Genomic DNA, 17,275 nt, shown 5'->3' on the forward strand with positions numbered 1-17,275 from the left:
AATTATAAGTATTGTTACTTAACCCCAAATCTTAACTCACCTTAACTTCTTAATGTTTAAACCACCAAGCGCACAAAGAAATTTGAACCATATAAGCCAGATAAGAAAATTATAAGTATTGTTACTTAACCCATCTTAACTCACCTTAACTTCTTAATGTTTTAAACCACCAAGCGCACAAAGAAATTTGAACCATATAAGATAATTATAAGTATTGTTACTTAAGGACACAAAGACAACAGGGTTAGTTATTCGGTTTGCCTTTCCATCTTCCATCTACACATCTCACATCATTTAACCACCTAAGGCACCTAAGCAACTAACAGGTAATTTTCATTGTTAAACATTAAATTACAAAGACAACAGAGTTAGTTGTTCGTTTTGCCTGTCATCTTACATCATTTACCAACCAAACCCTCATCATCATTCCTATTTCTCAATAAATTATCTATTTTTATCCTTACCAAAATCCCAAACCTTTTGACCAAACGAATATTAACCATCATCCTATTCCTAAATGTAAGTTTAGTTGCTGCGGCATTTGGTCAGCTATCTTTTGATCACTTATCGGTAAATAACGGCCTTTCTCAAAGTACGGTGCTGTCCATTTGCAAAGATAGCAGGGGGTATATGTGGTTTGGTACCCGCGATTGCCTCAACAGGTATGACGGGAAAGGAGTTAGGATCTACAGAAACGACCCTAAAAATCCTTCTTCCATTAGTACGGAAGATTATATTTATGCATTGGAGGAAGATCAGCAGAAGAACCTGTGGATTGGCACCCAAAATGGTCTCAATCGGTATATTCCGGAAAAAGATGCGTTTGAAAGGATCATTTTCAATCCGAAAGATCCTAATGGCATAAGCGACAAAATTATCCTTTCCATTCAGGCCGATAGCAAAGGGAAGATCTGGTTTGGTACCAATCAGGGTTTGAGCATGCTCGAAAACGCCAATACCCGCAAATTCAAAAAGATTTACCAAAAAAACGGACTCGCCGGAAATGCTGTTTACACAATTTTTGAAGACAGTAAAGGAAATATCTGGGTGGGTACCACCACAGGATTAAGCAAGTTGTCGTTGAAAAATGGTCAAATCCACATTCGGTCCTTTTATCATAACGTTCAGGATGAAAGCAGTTTAAGTGGAAATTCGATCCGCACCATTGCCGAAGATGGGAAGGGAAGGATATGGGTTGGAACAGAAGCTGAAGGACTAAATCTTTTTCTTCCCTCATCTGGTTCATTCAAAAGGTTTAGGTATAACGTACTTCACACAGATGGACTAAGCAACGATATCATCCGTAAAATTATGCCCGATGGGAAGGGAAATTTATGGGTAGCGACCATGAACGGGCTGAATATTCTGGATACAGAATCACTGCGATTCACTACCTATAAGCACGATTCTGACAATAGAAAAAGCCTTAGCGACAACTCTATCAAAGAGATCTATCAGGACGATCAGGGATCAATATGGATAGGCACCATGTTTGGCGGTGTAAATGTGACCCATCGCAATGCAATTCCTTTTACCGTGTTGAAATATAGCAAGTACCGAAACAGCATTAGTAGTGATATCAGCAGCGTGATAGAAGCCGATGATAATCAGAACCTCTGGATTGGCACTGAAGGACAGGGACTGAATTTCTATGAGGTAAAAACGGGCATATTTAAAAAGTATGTCAACGATCCGCGTGATCCGGGAAGCCTCAGTAATAACACCATTAAAGCGATTTTTAAAGACCGTAAGGGAAGAATTTGGGTAGGACTTTATCAAGGTGGATTAGAACTTTTTATTCCCGCAACAGGTAAGTTTAAGCACTATCCACCCCGTGCCAATGGATTGAGCCAGGGTTATGTAAGCAGCATTACGGAAGACGACCGTGGTAGGTTGCTCCTGGGTACTTCTTCTAAAGGTTTAAATATTTTCGATCCGGAAAAGGGAACTTTTGAGGTGATTAACGATAATCCTGCTCATGCTCTGAAACTAAGCAGCAGCTATATCAGGTTTGCCTATCAGGATGCTAAAAAAAATCTCTGGGTAGGAACGCCGAGAGGACTCAACCTTTTATCGCCCGGAGCAAAGAAGTTCAGTGTGTTTTTTAAAAGCGATCAACATCGCGATAGCCTAAAATCCAATCAGATTACCTGCCTGTGGGAAGATCATTCAGGTAATATTTGGATAGGTACCATGCGCGGAGGATTAAGTCTTTATCATCCTCATTCAAAGTCGTTTAGTACATATACCCAAAAGGAAGGGCTTGCCAGCGATAATATTATCGATCTTCTCGAAGATAATGATGGGAACCTATGGATCAGTACAGATCGGGGTTTGAGCAAATTTGATCCGAAACGGAAATCATTTAAGAATTACAATACTGGCGATGGCCTTCCCACCAATGAGTTTAATGTAAACTCGGCCTACAAAGACATTCATGGTAAATTATACTTTGGCAGCTATAACGGCCTGGTGGTATTTACACCAAGAGAGATTAGAGAGAATGCCTACATTCCACGAACTGTTTTCTCAGAACTCAAGTTGTTCAACAAACCAGTAGCCATTAACGGTTCCGATAAACTTTTAAAAGAAGATATCAGCTTTACGCCATCCATTACCTTCAGGGCCGATCAGAACATTTTTTCCATTGAATTTTTGGCATTAAATTATGTACAACCTCAGCGAAATCGCTATGCCTATAAATTAGAAGGTTTTGAAAAGGATTGGAACTACGTAGATATTCCCTCGGCAACCTATACCAACCTTCCCTCGGGGAAATATAAATTAATGGTAAAGGGAAGTAACAACGATGGCCTGTGGAACAATACCCCTGCGGTGATGGAAATCCGCATCTTACCGCCCTGGTGGTTAACCTGGTGGGCTTATCTGTTGTACTTTATAACAGTGAGCATTATACTCTATTTTGTGCTCCGTTTTACGCGAAGACAGCAAAAGTTGCAAACCGAACTGTATTATGAGCATTTGAACAGCGAACGTCAACAAGAGCTTTACCAGATGAAACTGGATTTCTTTACCCGCATTTCGCATGAAATCCGTACGCCACTCACGCTGATTTTCGCCCCGCTGGAAAAGGTAATCAGAATGACTGCTGAGAACGATGCCCTGAACCATCAGTTACAACACATTAAAAGAAGTGCCGACAGGTTGTTAAGATTGATTAGCGAGTTGCTCGATTTCAGAAAGATAGAGAGCGGAAATGTGAGCATCAAAGTTTCAGCCAACAACCTGGTTGATTTTTGTGAACAGATCTATCAATCTTATCTGGGTCTGGCAGAAATGAAACACATAGACTACCAGTTTGAATGCGGGGAGGAATCGATAGCGGTATATTACGATCCTAGTCAGCTGGAGAAGGTGTTTTATAATATCCTTTCCAACGCCTTCAAATTTACGCCCAACCGGGGGAAAATATCATTTATAATCAGGAAGGAAAATGACAGGGTAGAAATAACCATTACAGATAACGGAATGGGTATACCACTGGCCATGCAGGATAAGATATTTACCAATTTTTTTCAGGTTAAGTCGGGCGCAGTAGCTACCGAGGGCTGGGGAATTGGTTTGGCACTGGCCAAAAATATAATTGATCTTCACCAGGGAGAGATCAGCGTATATAGCGAACCTGCTTTGGAAAGTGGCTTCGGCCTAACAGCACTTACCGTTAAGCTTCGTTTAGGCAAAATGCATTTCGATGACGGGCAAATTGTTGAGGATGCTGTGGTTAGAGAGGTAGTTAAAGATTTAGCAGTAGAAGGTCATGTGCCTGTTAAAGCTGTCCTCCCAGAAAACCTGACAGAAAAGCGGCATACGGTTTTGGTGGTGGAAGATAATGACGAACTGCGCGATTTTATTGTACAATCACTTCAACACACTTATCATATTTTAGAAAGTGAAAATGGATTAAAGGGCTTAGAGGTGGCGTTGGCGCATGTTCCGGATATTGTACTGAGCGATGTAACGATGCCCGAATTAAATGGTTTTGAACTTTGCCAGCGCTTAAAGCGGGATGAAACCACCAGTCATATTCCGGTAATTATGCTTACGGCCATGGCTTCTCAACTTCATCAGGTTGATGGGCTTGAAGCTGGTGCCGATGTGTACATTACCAAACCTTTCAGTATCCAGGTGCTCGAACTCAGTATCCGAAATCTGTTACAGGGTCGTGAAGAACTTAAACAAAAATACATCAGGCAGATTATGTTTCATCCACGTAAACTGGAAAGTATTTCGCCCGATGAGAAATTTTTAAATAGGCTGATGCAGTTGATAGAAGATAAAATGGAAGATCCCGATTTTAATGTGGGTAGCCTGGTCGATCAGATCGGCATGAGCCAAACCGTATTGTACAAAAAAATCAAGGCATTAACGGGACTTTCCATAACCGATTTTATTAAATCTCAACGCCTGAAAAGAGCTGCACAATTACTTGATGACCGCCAGATGAACATTGCAGAAGTGGCCTATGCTGTAGGTTTTAGCGACAGGAAGTATTTTAGCAAGGAATTTAGAAAGCAATTTGGCCTTGCTCCCTCAGAATATCAACAAAAACAGATTAATCCCCCCTTTTAAACCAATCTTTCACCCTTTTTGAGCTGATAAAATTGAATATTTGATTTTTATAGAAACAAGGGTTACTAAGATTGAATATGAAAAAAACGAGTAAAGGTCTATTCGCATGCTGCATCGCTAAACGAAGGTTTGCGCTGATTGTACCTTTTATGATATGCAGTACCTATACGGTTGCCCGGCAACAGCAATCGACTAAACCAAACGTAATTGTTATTGTGAGCGACGATGCAGGTTACGCTGATTTTGGTTGCTATGGCGGAAAGGAAATTCCTACACCAAATATAGATGCGATAGCCAAATCAGGTGTTCGCTTTACCGATGCCTATGTTTCGGCTTCGGTATGTGCACCATCAAGGGCTGGCCTGCTAACAGGCCGCTACCAACAGCGCTTTGGCTTTGAACACAATACCTCAACACAGGTTTCTAAAGGGTATACCCTTGCCGATGTGGGGATGGACCTCAAAGAACAAACTATAGGGAACGAAATGCAGGCCAATGGCTATAGAACTATTGCTATAGGTAAATGGCACCAGGGAGATGAACCTCAGCATTTTCCCCTCAACAGAGGCTTCGATGAATTTTATGGCTTTACCGGCGGACATAGAGATTTCTTTGGCTACAAAACAAAACCAGCCCGGGAAAATGTACTGTATGATAATCGCGAAGCGGTTGCAGAAAGTAAGGTGACCTATCTAACTGATATGCTTACTGATAGGGCTACCCATTTTATCGAAGAGAATCAAAAAAAGCCTTTTTTTATGTACCTCGCATTTAATGCCGTACATACACCCATGAATGCCAGGAAAGATTTAATGGCGCGTTATGCCCATATTCCCGATAGCGGACGCAGGGCCTACGCTGCAATGATGACTTCGCTGGACGATAATGTAGGTAAATTGTTAAACCGTTTGAAACAATTGGAATTGGATAAAAATACGCTTATTGTTTTCATTAATGATAATGGCGGAGCAACAAACAATGCTTCTGATAATGGCTTGTTGAGGGGCATGAAGGGCTCTAAATGGGAGGGTGGTATCCGTGTAGCGATGATGATGAAGTGGCCCGGTCAAATATCCACGGGATTGGTTTACCATCAACCTGTAAGCGCCTTGGATATCCTGCCTACAGCCATCGCCTCGGCCAAAGGCAAACCAAAGGGAACGTTGCCTCTGGATGGGGTAAATTTGATCCCGTACTTAAAAACCGGGAACAAAAAGGAACCTCATCAGGCATTATTCTGGCGCAGGGGAGTGGCTGCGGCAATGCGTACGGGAAACTGGAAATTGATCCGTGTGCAAGACAAAGATACTCAACAGGTGCTGCTATTCGATTTGAAAAAGGATCTCTCGGAGACAAATAATTTAGCCAATATATATCCCGCGCAGGTAAAAAAAATGCTTTACCGTATTCAGGACTGGGAAAAAGGCTTAGACACACCGCATTGGGGCAGTTCTTATGGCGGGAAAAACCAAATCATGAAACACCGGATGGAAACCAAAGGCCGGGCAATGGAAAGACTGTATCCATAAAGAATAACAATATCAATCACCCTATATCATTAACCAAATTATAACCATGAAGAAATTACTGTTTTCCTGTTTACTTTTTATATCGATAGGCTTACCGCTCAGTATCCACGCACAGCTAAGCGAAACCACAAAAGTGATCATGGATAGAGTTATGAGCGACCTTAAGAAGCCCGTTAAATCAATTGAGAAGAGTGCAGAACTAAATTTAAAAAATATTCAGGCCAACGGTAGCTGGAAAGATATTCCCTACCAGGATAAAGAGATTACGAGATGGCAACCGTTTCGGCATCTGGTTAATCTGGAAAGTTTAATACAAACCTACATTACTAAAGAAAGCCCCTATTTTGGAAATGAAAAGGTCTTTGAGTCTATTTCTCTGGCTTTCCAGTATTGGTATGACAGTGATCCGAAAAGCAGTAACTGGTGGCACAACGAGATTGCCACGCCACAGGCCTTAGGCGAAATGCTGATTATGATGCGCTATGGGAAGCAGCAACTGGATACTAAACTGGCGGAACGTATCATCGAAAGAATGAAACGTGGAGACATACAGAAACAAACTGGCGCAAATAAAACTGACGTCGCATTGCATTATTTTTACAGAGGACTTTTGACCGATAATGAAGAATTGCTTCGCTTTGCTACCGCGCAGCTTTTTGAACCTATCCAATTGGTGTACCATAAAGAGGGGCTTCAATATGATTATTCTTACCTGCAACATGGACCGCAACTCCAGATCTCCAGTTATGGCTCCGTTTTTATAACTGGGGTGTTAAAACTGGCTAATTATGTTCGGGGCACACAATATGCTTTATCGGATGCAAAACTGGAAATCTTCTCTAAATATTATCGGGAGAGCTATCTTAAGGCCATTCGCGGTCGTTATATCGATTTCAATGTAGAAGGTCGTGGAGTAAGCAGGCCCGATATCCTGGATAAAAGCACTGAGCGAAACAGGCTTTTAGTAGCGCAGTTGCTAGACTTTAAGAATTCCAACAACTGGTTGGCAGCTATTGGTAGAACCGAAGGAAAGAAAGTGCCGGGGTATCAAATATTACCCTATCATCAGCAGTTCTGGAATGCAGATTATGTACAGCACCTTCGAAGCGCTTATACCTTTAACGTGCGGATGGCAAGTAAACGCACCAAACGCAGCGAATCAGGAAATAAGGAAAATCTTTTAGGTCGCTATCTTTCGGATGGTGCAACGAACATTCAGGTTAACGGACCAGAATATTATAACATTATGCCTGTTTGGGAATGGGATAAGATACCGGGAGTAACCAGCAGGGATTACAAGGTAGACCGCCAAATGACCCAGTTTTGGGGCGAAGAAGGACATAACATTTTTGCCGGAGGTGTATCGGATGGTGTTTATGGCGCAAGTGGATATGTTTTAGATTATGATAGCTTGCGTGCAAAAAAAGCATGGTTCTTTTTTGATCAGGAGATTGTTTGCCTGGGCGCGGGAATAAGCACCAATACGCCAGAGCCGGTTACCACTACGGTAAATCAATGCTGGTTAAAAGGAAACGTAGTCAGTTCTAATAATCAAGCTATTGATAAAGGAAAAACAGCGGTATTCGCAGACAATAAAAGCCATTGGTTCTGGCATGATGACATAGGCTATTATTTCCCCGAGTCTCAGGATATTACATTAAGCACAGAAATTCAGAAAGGCAACTGGTACCACATCAACAATTCCCACACTAAGGATGAGGTTTCTGGACAGGTCTTTAAACTTTGGCTCAATCATGGCAAAAAGCCTCAAAATGCTACCTATAATTATGTTGTTTTACCAGGAATATCCAATTCTGCTGACCTGAAGAACTTTAAGGCAGCTAATTTACAGGTTGTAGTCAATACCGAGAAGGTACAGGCGGTTTACCACCAGTCTCTAAAAATGTTACAGGCTGTGTTTTATGAAGCGGGTACTTTACTTTTACAAGGGATGGAAATTACCTGCGATAAACCTTGTGTATTGATGGTTAAGCAGGTAAATGCAGATCAGATCTGGTCTGTTGCCGACCCGATGCAGAAAGAATCCAGCATCAGTGTTAAGGTTAAAGACATCAACACAGGCAAGATAAGAACCTTAGCAGCTAAACTTCCTGAAGGAGCATTTGCGGGTTCAACCGTCACGCTTCAATAAGCGCTTTTTTCAAGAATAATTGGTTATATCGGCCTTTAAGGCAATGTTAACCAATTATTACCCTTATATAAATTAATTTATACCCCTTGTTTCGGTCGGCTGGCTTGCAAATTTGAGGATAGTAATCCACAGCGTGATTACGGGAAAACCAAATTAAACGAATAAAATATGAGAAAGATTTACCTTCTTTTAGTATGTATGATTTATGCCCTGAGTGCTTTTTCTCAAACCCGAAAGGTAGAAGGAAAAGTAACGGAGCAGGGATCGGGTGCACCCTTGGTAGGGGTGAGTGTTTTGGTAAAGGGCACCAAAACCGGTGCTTCTACCGATCAGGATGGCCGCTACGCAATCCAGGTTTCATCTAAAGAATCCAGCACGCTGGTGTTCACCTACATCGGTTATGTTCAGAGAGAAATCGCGGTGGGTGATAAGGGGGTAATTAATCTGGCATTAGCCACTGATGACAAAGTACTCAATGATGTAGTGGTGATTGGTTATGGTACAAGCAAAAAAGGCGATTTAGTGAGTTCAGTAGCACAGGTTGATATGAATGACCTGGCCAAGGCACCCGTTCGGTCTATTGACGAATCGCTCGCAGGCCGTGTGGCTGGGGTACAGGTAAATTCTTCGGATGGCCAGCCCGGATCATCGGTTAATATTGTGATTAGGGGTGCCAACTCCATCACCCAGAATAATAGTCCGCTTTATGTGGTAGATGGCTTTCCTGTTGAAGGTTTCAACCTGAATGTTTTTGATCCGCAGGAAGTAGAATCTATAGATGTATTAAAAGATGCATCGGCAACAGCTATTTATGGTGCCAGAGGAGCTAACGGCGTGATTATGATTACCACCAAGAAAGGGAAAATCGGTGCGCCGGTAATTTCTTTCAGTCCAACGGTAAGTTTCGATAACAACATCAAAACCATGGATTTGATGAATACTTACGAGTTTGCCAAAATGCAACTGGAGCTTGTGCCGGGTGCGCTGGGTTCGGCAACCGATCCAACACCAATTTATACCTTACTCACCAGGCCAGGCAAAACGCTTGAAGATTATAGAAATGTAGCCGCCACTGACTGGCAAACGCCTTTTTTTCAAACGGGGCTGAGGCAGGATTACTCGCTTGCATTGAGAGGTGGAACGGATAAAACTGTATATGCCATCTCCGGAAATCTGAATGATCAGAAAGGTACAGTGATCAATACGGCTTATAAAAGATATCAGGGCAGAATAACCTTAGATCAGACTTTAAGTAACAAAGTAAAGGTTGGTGTTAATGCCAACTACGCCTACCTTTTCCGTTCGGGAAATTCGGCTGCACAAGGAACAGGCGGTAGCGGAACTACCAATATTTTGTACAGCGTATGGGGTTATAGTCCATTAAGCGAACTTACGGAAGACGAGGCCATTGATGAAACCACATCAAGCGGCACCGACTACAAGTTCAATCCCATCATGAATCAGAAGAATTTACTTCGTAATAATAAAACGCATAATTTAAATGTGACGGGATACCTCGATTATGCGATCACTAACAGTTTGAGGCTGAAAATAACGGGTGGAATTAACAATACCCGGGTTATCAACGAAGAGTTTAACAATTCTAAAACTTATCCCGGAAGTCCGAATACGACCCCTGGAAGAACAAGTGGCGTAAATGGATCCGTTTCTCAGGCCAATACCAATAACTGGTCTAATGAAAATACCTTAACCTGGACTAAAACATTCAATAAAAAACACAATCTGAATATATTGGGCGGTTTTTCGGCCCAAGGCAATACCAGCAATGCTTTTGGTTTCGGTGCTACCTTTTTACCCAATGAAAAATTAGGGATCAGTGGTTTAAATGAAGGGATTCTAAATCCGGTTACCATTTCAACCAGCTCATTATGGACCCTATCCTCATTTTATGGAAGAGCTAAGTATAATTTTAAGTCTAAATACTACCTGGAAGCCTCTTACCGCGCTGATGGTTCTTCTAAATTTGCTGAAGGCAATAAGTGGAGTTATTTCCCTTCATTAGGTGGTTCATGGCGATTTATTAAAGAAGATTTTCTTAAAAACAGCAAGGTGTTATCTGATGGAAAGCTTCGCCTGAGTTATGGAAAGACGGGTAATAACAGGGTAAATGATTTTGCCTATCTCCCCTCTAATGACGTAGTGCCAGGCAATTCATACCCCTGGAACAACACCTACGTAAGTAGTATTATTCCAACCTCATTAGGCAATCCTAAGGTAAAATGGGAAACTACAGATCAGTATGATGCAGGGGTGGATCTTGGTTTCCTGAAAAACAGGATTTCACTAACGGTTGATGTGTACAAGAAGAATACGAAAGATCTTTTATTGCGGGCAACGTTGCCAACTTCATCCGGTTATACTACCGCCTTCAAAAATGTGGGTGAAGTTTCCAACCGTGGTTTAGAAATTACCTTGAGTACCATCAATATCAACCGGAAAGATTTTCAATGGAACAGCAGTTTTAATATTTCCTTTAACAGAAATAAGGTGCTGGCACTCGCAGAAGATCAACTCACTTTGCTTTCCACTACCAGTTGGGATAATGCCTATGCCAATATTCCTTCATACATCGCCAAAATTGGTGAGCCTTTGGGCCTGATGTACGGTTTTGTATGGGAAGGTGTGTATCAGTACAGTGATTTCAATCGCAGCTCTACCGGCGAATACCTTTTAAAGGATAATGTACCTGCCAATGGTAGCGCGCGTCAGAATATCCAGCCGGGAGATATCAGGTATAAGGATATTAATGGCGATGGGAATGTAAATGCAGCCGACTATACCGTTATTGGAAACAGCTTGCCCTTGCATACAGGTGGATTCACCAATAATTTTACCTACAAACAATTTGACCTGAATGTTTTCTTTCAATGGTCATATGGAAATGATATTCAGAATATGAATCGCCATGTTTTTGAAGGAAATGCACTTGGTAAACGCTTTTTGCAGCAATATGAAAGTTATACAGATCGCTGGTCGCCAGACAATCAAAACTCCTCCAACTATCGTACAGGTGGTTTTTCTGTCGCAGGTTATTCATCAAGAACGATTGAAGACGGTTCGTTCCTGCGCCTAAAAACAGTTTCATTGGGTTACAATATTCCAAAAACGATATTAGACAAGGTTAAGATTAAAACCGCCCGTATTTTCCTGTCGGGACAAAACCTTTATACCTGGACCAAATACAAAGGATTAGATCCTGAGGTAAGTACCTACAATTCCGTTCTTACCGGTGGGTTTGATTATAGCGCATATCCCAGAGCCAGAACGCTTGCTTTTGGAGCCAATGTTACTTTTTAAGCCTAAACCCGAACAGAAGACATTCACAGCAATTCAATTGATATGAAAAAGATTTTATATTTTCTACTCCTCATCGCTACAGGCTTAAGTTCCTGTAAAAAGTTTTTGGCCACAGAACCTAATGATAATTTACTGCCCGAGGAATACTACGATTCGGAAGCCAAGCTACTCAATGCACTGGCTGGTGTATATTATCCATTGGAAACTGCCTCCATGTATGGAAATTTTTTAAATAGTGATTACAATATCTCCGATGAGGCATTTTATCAGCGCAGTACCCAAACTACGGGTGTGCCTGCCTATAACTTCGATTATTCGGATGCCAGCGTCGGTGGATTCTGGCAGCAGTGTTACCTTGGTATAGAAAGAGCCAATATGCTCATTGCCAACATTAACAAGGCCAATATTACCGAAGCAAAACGTGCTCCGATTTTAGGCGAAGCACTCTTTCTTCGTGGATACTATTATTTTCTCTTAGCCAGTAACTTTGGTGATGTACCCCTGAAAACTGAGCCTACCAAATCGCCTTCTGCAGAAGATGTACAAACTCCCCGTACCCCACTAAAACAGGTTTATGCGCAAATCCTTGCAGATATGACTAAAGCCGAAGGATTAACGAGCAGGATTACCGATTTAGGTTTTAGCGGCCGGGTAAGTAAAACAACTGTGGAAGGTATACTGGCCAGGGTTTGTTTAACTATGGCCGGAGCACCGCTTAAAGATGAATCTAAATATGCTGAGGCAAAAACATGGGCCTTAAAAGTAAAGGAGTCAGGTGAACATCGTTTAAATCCCAGCTATAAACAACTTTTCGTGAATATGCACCAGGATTTGTACGACATTAAAGACAGCATGTGGGAAGTAGAATTTAAGGGGAATGGTGCAGATGGATTAGGTTCTAATGGCAGGGTAGGTAGTTTAGGGGGCATTCAAATGCAGGTAGCCACTGGTATTGGTCTTAAGATTGGATACAGCTATGGATTTTTGCATACCACAGCAAAACTCTATAATCTTTTTCAGCCCGGCGATTTAAGGAGAGATTGGAATCTGGCACAGTTCAACTACATTGCTACTTACCCGGATAGATATTACTACAACTATTACACGGCTGCACAAATCTATAATCGCGATGCCGCTAAGTTTAGAAGGGAGGCTTATGTACTCGATAATAAAAACCAGAACACTACACCCATCAACTATCCCTTATTGCGGTATTCGGATGTCTTGCTCATGCTTGCCGAAGCAGAAAATCACCTCAACGGACCTACAGCAATTGCCTACGATGCCATTAACCAGGTACGCAGAAGAGGATTTGGTCTAGATCCTGCAACAGCTGGAGCTGCTGTTTCTGTTGTCAATACCATTACGCTGGCTACTGCAGGTAACACCGGTTATTTAACAACTATCAACAATATCCCTGTAACCTTAACAGGAGGTGGTGGCACTGCTGCAACAGCTGATGCAACCGTGTCTACAAGTACAGGAAAAGTTACCGCAATCGCCATCACCAATCCAGGGAAAGGCTATACTTCGGCACCAACGGTAACCATCGGAACGGCATGGGCTGCTAATACAGATTACGCTGTTAACACACAGGTATTTAATGGAAACAATGTTTACACTGTTACTACTGCAGGCAGATCTACATCCACTGCGCCAGTGCAAACTTCTGGTGCTTCGGCTGCAGGTACAACGGGCGCCGTATTTACCTATGCAGGGATCCGGGCAACAGCAACTGCAACCATTGCCACCGCCGTGGTTGATTTAAGTGGTTTAAGCCAAACCACTTTTCAACAGGCTATTGAAGAGGAGCGATCGAGAGAACTGTGTTTTGAAACATTAAGAAGACCCGATTTGATTCGATGGGGGAAATGGGTAGAAACCATGAATGCCATAGGTGCCGATATCAGGGCCAATGCAGGCGCAACCTTCTCTTATGGGGGGCTAGCCGGTTCAAACGTAGTACCTAAACACCTGTTGTTCCCGATTCCGGCTGCCGAAATCACTGTAAATAAACAGGCAATACAAAATCCAGGTTGGTAATTATCAAATTAGAAAGATCATGAAATTTTTAAATATTATCGCATTGGGAAGCCTGTTTTTGCTGGCGGCATGCGACAAAAAAATTGAAGAAAGAGATGTAGTTTTCGATGTGTTCAGTTCGAAAACAAACGGACAGGCCAGTACTGCCTTTAAAACTACAGATACCATTGTTTACCAGCTTAGCGGCAATGCAGATGTGGTTACGTTTTATTCGGGTGCCCTGGGACAGCGCTATGCATTTAGAAACAGAACAGCGGCAAATGGTACCCCTCAGCTGCAATTTAATTCCTTAAGGGCCAATGGAGCTCAGGCCAATTCTATTCAACTACTCATCTCATCTGATTTTAAAGGCGTAGTAGCCAAATCGCAATCGCTAACGGGAGTAATTACAAGAGATACTGTAGCTACTAATGCCAACATTGCTGTCGCAAACTGGACTGATATTTCTGCCCGTGCAACCTGGTCAACCGGAGCTTCAACGGCCACACCTTCGGGTATTATCGACCTCTCAGATTATGGCAAACTGGAAAAGCCTGTATTCATTGCTTTTAAATATAAAGCTGTTGCGGGAACTATCCAGAATAAATGGACAATCACTAATCTTTCATTAAATAATGTGCTGGAGGATAACACCACCTACACACAAGCCAATTTTGCAGCTTCTAATCAATCCATTACCAATTATGGGGTAAATACGCCAGGATTGGGCTGGTTAACCATATTGGATGAAAACCTGAATGCCAACAAATATGGCTGGGTATATACCACTGGCGTAGGAACTGCGGGCTCACTTGTAATTACAGGTGCTTCTACAGTAGCTACTGCAACCGCTCCTGCAGAAGCCTGGGCCATAGTTGGTCCTGTGAATTTGCGCAAGGTTAGTCCGGATGCAGGAGTAGGTATTAAAGAAATCACCAGCAAAATGCTTAATTACACAGCTACAACAGTTTATCCCGTAGGAAGTTATAAACCAACTTTTGTAGCCTCAAATAATACCGTAGATGGAACGAAGGCTGTAGTGAAGGAAATTCCAATAACGATAACAGCACCTTAAACAGCAAAAATTGAAATATGGGATGTATAAATAAGCCCGATTAAGATTAAAATAATATAGTAATAGAATACCTTATGAAAATCACTCGATTTAAAAACCAGCAACGAACTTTTTTAGTAACCCTAATGCTTGTCATCACCGGCATAGCCTCTGCATTTTTGTGGTTCTCGCCTAAAGAAGAATTGATCAGGAAAGATTTTAGCCTTGCCGAAAAACAATATAAGTTGATGCTTAAAACCTCCACCGATCTTACGCAGTTTCCACGTACAACGAAAAAAGATGGAACGGTGAAGGGAACGGATGTTTGGGATTGGACAGGCGGATTTTTCCCGGGCGGTTTATGGTACATTTATGAGTATACGCAAAACCCGGAGTGGAAGGCTGCTGCAACCAAATGGACAGAGGCTTTGGCACAAGGTCAGTTTTTAACTCAACACCACGATGTAGGTTTTGTAATGTACTGCTCTTATGGCAACGCAATGCGTTTAGAAAAAGATCCCGTTAAATTGCAAAAGTACCGCAAAATCCTCATTCAGTCTGCCGAATCTGCATTGACCCGTTTCGATCCCAAGGTTGGACTAATCAAATCATGGCAGGCAAAGAAATCATGGGACAATAAAACAACCTGGCAATATCCGGTGATTATAGATAATATGATGAATCTGGAAATGTTGTGCTATGTATCTAAAATTACAGGTAACCCAAAGTATAAAGATGTAGCGGTAAGTCATGCCTTAAACACTATCAAAAACCATTTCAGGGCCGATTACAGTACCTATCACGTAGTAGATTATGCCCCGGGAGGTGTTGCATTGCATCAACAAACCAATCAGGGTTTTTCAGATAATTCAACCTGGTCCAGAGGCCAGGGATGGGCCATATATGGATTTACCATGATGTATAGGGAAACACAGGATAAGCGATTTTTAGAAGCAGCCGAAAAAGCAGCAGATTTTTACCTTAACCATCCCAACCTGCCAACGGATAAAATTCCTTACTGGGATTTTAATGTAGGTCAAAAGGGATATACCCCAGATTGGGATTATGCCTCACGCAAGCTTTCCTATATCCCTCGTGACGCTTCTGCAGGTGCATTGGTGAGTTCTGGTTTACTTGAATTAAGTACATTTTCAAAGAATGGAAGCCAATATTTTAAATCCGCAGAGCAGATGTTGCAATCTTTATCGGGAGAGGGTTATCTGGCTAAACCTGGATCCAACTCCGGCTTTATTTTAAAGCATAGTGTAGGTAGTTTTCCCCATAATTCTGAAATCGATGTTCCGCTCATTTATGCCGATTATTATTTCTTGGAAGCGTTGCTCAGGTATCAGAAATTGAAGGGTTGATGGGTTGTTTATGAGGGAGGATAGGGTCGTAGCGAGATGCTACCAATGCTATTAACTTAAGGAGAAAACTAAAATGGATTGTCATCCTGAGCCTGTCGAAGGGCAATTCATTTTAGTTTTCGACTTATTAAGAAGGTCTTCGACGAGCTCAGACTGACACCATTTTGCTTAAGTTAACAGCATTGGAGACGCTACGACCAGTTTTGGGTTTTGGGTTTTAAGTTTTAAAAATTCCTCACCCTGAACTTGTTTCAGGGACTTACGTAAAGATGCTGAACTAAATTCAGCAAGACGATTGCTAGGGAAAATAGATTTATAACACTTGCTGTCCTGAATAATTAAAAAAAGAATATATGATTTTAGCGCTCAAAAAATTACTTATTGATTCTCAATTTCTAGCTGACCGGGCTTTTGATTTTGAAAGCAAAGAATTGAAATCATTAACAGCTTTAGCTAGGAAGGGATTGATCCAGTTATGTTTAACCCATGCTATAGAAGCAGAAATTAGAGATCGGATAGTTGAAAAATCCAAGGTTGCCTTGAGTCATCTGAGTTTGGGGGAGGCCGGGCTGTTATTGCATATCCCGCAGTTTCGATATTTTATTAAATCTTTCGATAAAACCGCTGTTGCCCGACATTTTACTGCCGCATTTGAGCAGTTTAAATCAGAAGGCAGGGTTTGCGTTATTGCTCATGATGACCTGAAAAAGCAAGAGTGGTCATCAGCATGCAGCATATCGGCCTTAAGCGATCTTCATAATACAATGGATTTGATAATCAGGCAGGAAGAGTCGCTACAGCAGCAGGTACGTGCAGCAGAACGCTTTATATTGGAGAAAAAAGAGGATGTCGAACAGTTTATCACCCATAAATTGTATTACAGTGGCTATTTGGGTTGTTCAACTGAGCTTGAAATAGAAATTGTAGATTCACAAATTATTGAGGTTAACCTGGATCGCAGTTACATCCTCTCGGTAGATGAAAAAAGCTTTATTTATAGCGCCAGTTTCTCCATCAATGCTATATTTGGATTTCAACCTTTAGCTAATGAATTGCAAGAGGATGGAAGTAATCATGCACCAAACCCACCAGAAACGGTCTATCAACACCATCTTTTAACGGAAACGATTTGCTTCGAAATTAACCTGGAAAACTTCCTTGCGCAGCCTTTTAAAATTTCAGCTGATATGCCAGATGAGATTGAGGTTTTCTTCGATGAAGGAGAGTATATCTTCCAACTTCC

General features: G+C 41.8%; 8 protein-coding genes. All 8 read left to right on the forward strand.

From position 1 onward, the window contains the following. Positions 1 to 480 precede the first annotated feature (480 nt). Positions 481 to 4,590, forward strand: a complete 4,110-nt coding sequence (locus BMX11_RS17745) for a hybrid sensor histidine kinase/response regulator transcription factor (RefSeq protein ID WP_245738700.1) — start codon at positions 481 to 483, stop codon at positions 4,588 to 4,590. A gap of 77 nt (positions 4,591 to 4,667) precedes the next feature. After that, positions 4,668 to 6,119, forward strand: coding sequence for a sulfatase (locus BMX11_RS17750; protein ID WP_245738701.1), 1,452 nt, complete (start codon positions 4,668 to 4,670; stop codon positions 6,117 to 6,119). Positions 6,120 to 6,165: 46 nt separating this feature from the next. After that, positions 6,166 to 8,271, forward strand: a complete 2,106-nt coding sequence (gene cslA, locus BMX11_RS17755) for a chondroitinase-AC (RefSeq protein ID WP_090886724.1) — start codon at positions 6,166 to 6,168, stop codon at positions 8,269 to 8,271. Positions 8,272 to 8,439: 168 nt separating this feature from the next. Then, positions 8,440 to 11,589, forward strand: coding sequence for a SusC/RagA family TonB-linked outer membrane protein (locus tag BMX11_RS17760; RefSeq protein ID WP_245738702.1), 3,150 nt, complete (start codon positions 8,440 to 8,442; stop codon positions 11,587 to 11,589). A gap of 42 nt (positions 11,590 to 11,631) precedes the next feature. Beyond that, complete coding sequence (locus tag BMX11_RS17765) at positions 11,632 to 13,632, forward strand: RagB/SusD family nutrient uptake outer membrane protein (protein WP_090886728.1); 2,001 nt, start codon at positions 11,632 to 11,634, stop codon at positions 13,630 to 13,632. A 19-nt stretch (positions 13,633 to 13,651) separates the two neighbouring features. After that, positions 13,652 to 14,686 (forward strand): DUF5017 domain-containing protein, encoded by a 1,035-nt coding sequence (locus BMX11_RS17770; RefSeq protein WP_090886730.1) that lies wholly within the window; start codon positions 13,652 to 13,654, stop codon positions 14,684 to 14,686. 74 nt (positions 14,687 to 14,760) lie between these two features. Continuing rightward, positions 14,761 to 16,032, forward strand: a complete 1,272-nt coding sequence (locus tag BMX11_RS17775; protein ID WP_090886732.1) for a glycoside hydrolase family 88 protein — start codon at positions 14,761 to 14,763, stop codon at positions 16,030 to 16,032. Positions 16,033 to 16,385: 353 nt separating this feature from the next. After that, positions 16,386 to 17,275, forward strand: an 890-nt coding sequence (locus BMX11_RS24385) for a hypothetical protein (RefSeq protein WP_175474605.1), incomplete at its 3' end; no start/stop codon positions are given.

It is taken from the genome of Pedobacter rhizosphaerae, from assembly GCF_900111155.1.
GTDB lineage: Bacteria > Bacteroidota > Bacteroidia > Sphingobacteriales > Sphingobacteriaceae > Pedobacter > Pedobacter rhizosphaerae.